Raw genomic sequence first — 5,616 nt, forward strand, 5'->3', positions numbered from 1 at the left:
CTTGGCGAAAGTCGGGTCGGAGCCGAGGTCGAAGATGATGTCGACCGTACCCTTCTGCTCCTCGACGGTAGGCAGCGGGTCCCACAATGCCGCTGCATCGATATCGCCGTTCTGCAACGCTTGGAATTCCAAGCTCGAATCGTCATATGGCAGATAGGTCACATCACTGTTGTTCTTATCGACGTTGAGACCCGCCTGGCCGAGCCACATATTTGCCGCCATGTACGGGGTGCCGCCGATTTCGTCGACACCGATTTTCTTGCCTTTCAGATCCTTCGCGGTCTTGATGCTGGACCCCTTCTTCACGGCGATCTTGATGCAACCCTTATGCAGTGCGCCCACCACACTGGCGGACACGCCTTCCTCAATCGATGGGAAGAACTGGAAATCGCCGTTCGTAACCGGGAAGCGCCCGGAGTTCAGACCGACCTTGCGGGTTTCCGCATCGGCGGTCACCAATTTCGCGTTGATGCCTTCTGCCTTGAAATATCCGAGTTCCAAGGCGATGGCGATCGGCGAGCTGCACAGCGAGCTCGACTTCGGAAACTCGATGGTCCCGTACTTGTATGTGGTGCTGGTGGCTTTCGAGTCGCCGCTTGCCGATGACGACCCGGACGTCTTGACACTGCATGCGTCAAAGGCGAATACGGCGATCAACGTGCATAGGATCGCCGCACCCTTGGTGACGCGTCCGTGGATGTTCAACATATGTTCTCCTTGATTCTCTGCTGCGGCAGATTCGGCTGTGATGGTGTGGCCGTTCCGCATTAGCCTCGAACCTAATCGCACGCTGTGCACAAAGGCAAGGATGACGGCATACAAGATGCTTATAGGGAGTTCAAAAACCGTTGTCGTCCGCGCACGGACACCCCGCTATAGAGCCGGGTTATGGAATCGCACAACAAACGTGTTGAACCAGTGATATGCGTGTCTGACGATTCGGCGCATACGGTTGAGGACAACTCTGCGACAAATCAGCTCGCAGCATCAAGCGCAACCGGCCGGGCCAAACGTCCGACCGGCAAAGAGACCAAATAAGGAGACCGCATGGGAAACATCAATGAAATCACCGATGATCCTGCCGTGGCAGGCAACGGCGTCGCAGGCGGCGAAGGACGCGAAGAGAGTGAAGAAGACGAAGGATTCGCCACCCGGCAGCTGCATGCCGGCTATAACGCCCCTCGGCATCTGGATTCCAGTTCAGTGCCGATTTACGCGACCGCAGGATACGACCTGCGCAATGCAGCCCGCGGGTCGCGTGCGGCTAACGGTTTGGAACCGGGCGCGCACCTGTACTCCAGGGTGGGCAACCCCACACCGGAAGTCCTTGAGAAGCGCCTTGCCTCGCTTGACGGCGGGGTCGCCGCCGTGGCCTTCTCCTCCGGTATGGCGGCCATCAGTTCCACGATTCTCAATCTCGCCGACCACGGTGGACGAATCGTCTCAACCCGTGACCTGTACGGCGGCACCTTCGATTTCATCAACAATCTGCTCCCCGCGCTCGGCGTAGGCGTGGATTATGTGGATACCGTCGATGACGAACAGCAGCTTGAAGCAGCAATCGGCCCTGACACTCGTCTTGTCTTCCTGGAAAGCGTGTCAAACCCGACCACGCGGATCACTGACATCGATCTGGTCGCCCGCGTCGCCCACCGGCACGGTGTCGCTGTCGTCGTGGACAACACCCTGCCCACGCCATACCTGTTCAGACCAATCGAGCATGGCGCGGATATCGTCGTCTATTCCACCACGAAAGCAATCAACGGGCATGGCAATGCCGTAGGCGGCGCGGTGGTGGATGCCGGGAAGCTCGACTACGGGCCGGACAACCATGTTGATGACGGGGAACGTTCCGCCCAGGACGGCGTGAAACCACGCTACCCGCAGTTCAACTCCTTCGTGCATAACATCAGCGATGAAGCGCACGGGCAGCGTCGAAGCTTTGTAGACGCTTACGGACGCAAGGCGTTCATCCAACGGCTGCGGCTGAAATACCTGCGGCTGCTCGGCGCCGAACCCGGCCCGTTCGAAAGCTATCTGACCTTGCAAGGCTTGGAAACGCTTGATGTCAGGCTCGAACGTGCGGTGTCGAACACCCTAACCGTCGCACGCTTCCTTGATGCGCATCCGCACGTCACGCGCGTAGATTACGCCGGTTTGCCGGACTCCCCCGACCATGCGCTCGCGGAACGCGATTATCCGCGCGGCGTCGGCACAGTACTCGCCTTCACGCTCGAAGGTGGTGTCGAACAGGCGAACGCATTCATTGACGCGACGCAAGTGTTCACGTATTTGACGAATATCGGAGATTCCAAGTCATTGATCGTCGATCCCGCGCGAACCACCCACCGCGAGTTCAATGCGGATCAGCAGCGCGCCATTGGTATAGAACCGACCACAATCCGCCTGTCCATCGGATTGGAGGATTCCCAGGATCTCATCGCCGATCTGGAACGTGGATTCCGAGCGGCCTATGGACAGGCGTGACGTCGCGACAGGGCTTGGGCCGGCCAACGGGAAGGTCTGCGAATCACTTCCTGCACGCCGGCCGGAGTCTTGTCGCCTACTCATACGCGACTGTGAGTCAACAGCTCGTCTATCAATTCAACAATCCACTCATTCACCAATACGTCAGTACATTTCAACCAACATGTCAACCACCCAATAACCAACCCACCAACAACAAGGAGAGAGAACCATGAGCACAACCAAGCCACAGGAAGACCTGTACGCCGGCTATGACACCGTCCTCGACGACACGCAACGGCTGCGTCCCAACATCTATGAATCCCGGCTGCGTCTACTGCACAAAGCCCTGACCACCACGCCGGATGGCAAGGACACCGACCCCGGGTCCATCCTGTCCATCGGCGTGGGTAGCGGGATTTTCGAAACCCTGCTCGCCGAACGCTATGGCATCCGCGTCAGACAAGCTATCGAACCGTCACCTGCGCTCGGTGCGCAGGCGCGTGCGAAAGGCCTTGACATCGTCGCCACGACCGCGCAGGAGTTCGACTACAATCAAGCGCCGTACGACACCATCGTGTACAACGGCTCATCATTCGGATTCATCCCAGATGATGAGATCATCCCCACATTCCGACGCAATCGCGAAGCACTCGCGCCGAATGGACGGATTGTGCTCACAGACGTGCCCGCAGAATCTGCGCTCGGCATCGTGCTGCGTCTGCGTCAGGCCGCAGGATTGGACGATTCGCTCGTCAAGCCGTTGCTGGAGGGCACGGCATTCTTCAATGTGGACACGCATATCTACAAGCCATACTGGCATGAAATCCCCTGGTATGACAGGGCTCTGCGTGCAGCTGGATTCTCCGGCATCTCCCACTGGCAGACACTGCTGGAGAACCTGCCGTATCACAATGACGAGGCGCACGACCCTGTACCTGGCTACCAGAGCGGCAACTATGTCGCCATCATCGCCGAGGCGTGAACCGGACGCAAGAGGCTCAATCGAAACTGAGTCTTACTGCTGTTTCGAGCACGACAGCACACACGACACGCACACGACAAATCCACCCATCATCCACTCAACATCACTATCCATGAATCGACACCCTGAGACCATGAAGTCCCGCAGTCGATCCAATGAAAGGAACCCCCATGGCACGATTCTTCTCCTCGGAAGCAGTGACCGAAGGCCACCCAGACAAGGTCTGCGACATCATCTCCGATTCCATCCTCGATGCGTATCTCACACTGGACCCGGATTCCCGCGTCGCCGTCGAAACCACCGCAAAAGACGGGCTTGTCGTCGTCGAAGGCGAAGTGAGCGTCCCGCGCGTCCTCGACCATGTTGCCATCGTGCGCCAGGCACTACACGATATCGGCTACACCACAGCGGAATCCGGCATTGACCCGGATGGCTGCGGCATCATCAACAACATCCGGCCACGCGTGTTCGACAACCCGCAAGGCGACTACGGTGACACCGACAAAATCGCCGACAAGGAAACCGCATACAACACCTTCGGCGGCGACCAAGGCATCATGATCGGGTACGCGAACGATGACACGGACGCGCTCATGCCACTGCCCGCATACGCGTCCAACCGAATCGCCGAACGGCTCGCATGGGTGCGCAAGAACGGCGTCATTCCACAGCTTAGGCCGGACGGCAAAGTGCTCGTCACCGTGGAATACACTGACGATCTGCGACCGGTCGCCTTCCGGCATGTGCTCATCTCGACCCAGCATTCGCCTGAGATCTCTGTAGAAGAGGTGCGCCGCCAAGTGCGCGAACAGGTACTCGACCCCGTGCTCAAGACCTTCCCGAATATCGCGGCGGATGACATCGACGTCGTCATCAACGCGTCGCCCTTCCACACCGGCGGGCCGAAAGCCGATTCGGGACTGACCGGGCGCAAAATCATCGTGGACACGTACGGCGGGTTCGCCGCTCACGGCGGCGGCGCGTTCTCCGGCAAGGACCCGCGCAAGCCCGACCGCTCCGCGGCATACGCGGCACGCTGGGTGGCCAAAACCATCGTCGCCGCAGGACTTGCGAGGCGCGTACAGGTTTCGCTCGGATACTTCCGCAATGTCGCCGCTCCGGTCAACATCGACGTGGAAACTTACGGAACCGAGACGGTTGCGCGCGAAGCAATCCAGAAGGCCGTGGAGCAGGTGTTCGATTTGCGCCAGCTCGCCATCATCGACGAGCTGAACCTGCGCCGGCCAATCTACCGTAAAACCGCGGCATACGGGCATTTCGGTCGGACCGGCGAGGAATTCACCTGGGAACGCACTGACAAGGCAGATGCGTTGCGGGATGCCGCGCTGGCGAAGTAGGCGGGAGTAGGTGATAGCAAGCACGCAGCATGCGCACATTCGCAGTAGAGGTCAGAACCACTGTAGTGAATGTGCGCATGACATAGTGCCGGTTGCTGCATCTGCACAATGATGCTCTCGGAACGGTCGGACACTTGGAATCCGACCGTTCCGAGAGCATTGCTTTGTTGGCTGAGGTGACCGGCATTCTGGGACGATTGACCGATTCTATGACCTGGGCGTGGCGCGCAGGTCTTTTATATGTCGTTGCCCTTGACCTAAAACGTACATCGATGGTCGATATCGGATTCAGGCCAAGAGCATGTGTTGTACGGTCTGCCTATTCAAGAACAGAGGCGCTCCGTAGTATTCCGTGATATTCCAATCAACGCGAATATATCCTTCCACGCTGATTGCTGGACGCGCTGACGGGTCTGAATCGGGAATTGGGCGACGAAATCCGATTCAGTTCACAACACGGTACGCAACGACTCGCCCAGCCTATCAGGAGGGTTTAGAATTCCGCCAATGTACGTCATATCATGCGTGCGTCCGGACACTGTTGTCGTCTGTCACGCGGACCGAACCGGAAATTGGACACCGGCATCGGATCTAGTCGAATAAGCGGCGGCGGAATTGGCTGCACACCCGGTAGCTGGAATCATGGAAACCTTGGTACTCCGCCATTTTCATACAGATGCGGGTGGATATCGTCTGCCGCGGATGCTCCTGTTATGCACCAAATCGGAGATTGGGCTACGGAATCGCATTCAGCCCAATGGATTACACCGGAACCGGCGTGCGACCAAGCGCCCCGAATTCCGTATG

General features: G+C 58.4%; 4 protein-coding genes. 3 read left to right on the forward strand and 1 reads right to left on the reverse strand.

Features of this window, described 5'->3' with window-relative positions:
* On the reverse strand, nt 1-708 hold a 708-nt coding region (locus tag ACI38B_RS06595), incomplete at its 3' end, for an ABC transporter substrate-binding protein (RefSeq protein ID WP_439730055.1).
* A 339-nt stretch (nt 709-1,047) separates the two neighbouring features.
* Here ACI38B_RS06595 and ACI38B_RS06600 point away from each other — a divergent pair.
* From ACI38B_RS06600 to metK, 3 genes are all read left to right on the forward strand, one after another.
* Nucleotides 1,048-2,487, forward strand: coding sequence for an O-acetylhomoserine aminocarboxypropyltransferase/cysteine synthase family protein (locus ACI38B_RS06600; protein WP_439730056.1), 1,440 nt, complete (start codon nt 1,048-1,050; stop codon nt 2,485-2,487).
* Between the two features lie 211 nt (nt 2,488-2,698).
* Entirely contained in the window at nt 2,699-3,451 is a 753-nt protein-coding gene (locus tag ACI38B_RS06605; RefSeq protein ID WP_439730057.1) for a class I SAM-dependent methyltransferase, read from the forward strand.
* A 170-nt stretch (nt 3,452-3,621) separates the two neighbouring features.
* The gene (metK, locus tag ACI38B_RS06610) at nt 3,622-4,809 is read left to right on the forward strand and encodes a methionine adenosyltransferase (RefSeq protein WP_439730058.1); all 1,188 of its coding nucleotides are present in this window, start codon (nt 3,622-3,624) and stop codon (nt 4,807-4,809) included.
* Nucleotides 4,810-5,616 lie beyond the last annotated feature (807 nt).

The organism is Bifidobacterium sp., assembly GCF_051876855.1.
Classification (GTDB): Bacteria; Actinomycetota; Actinomycetes; order Actinomycetales; family Bifidobacteriaceae; genus Bifidobacterium.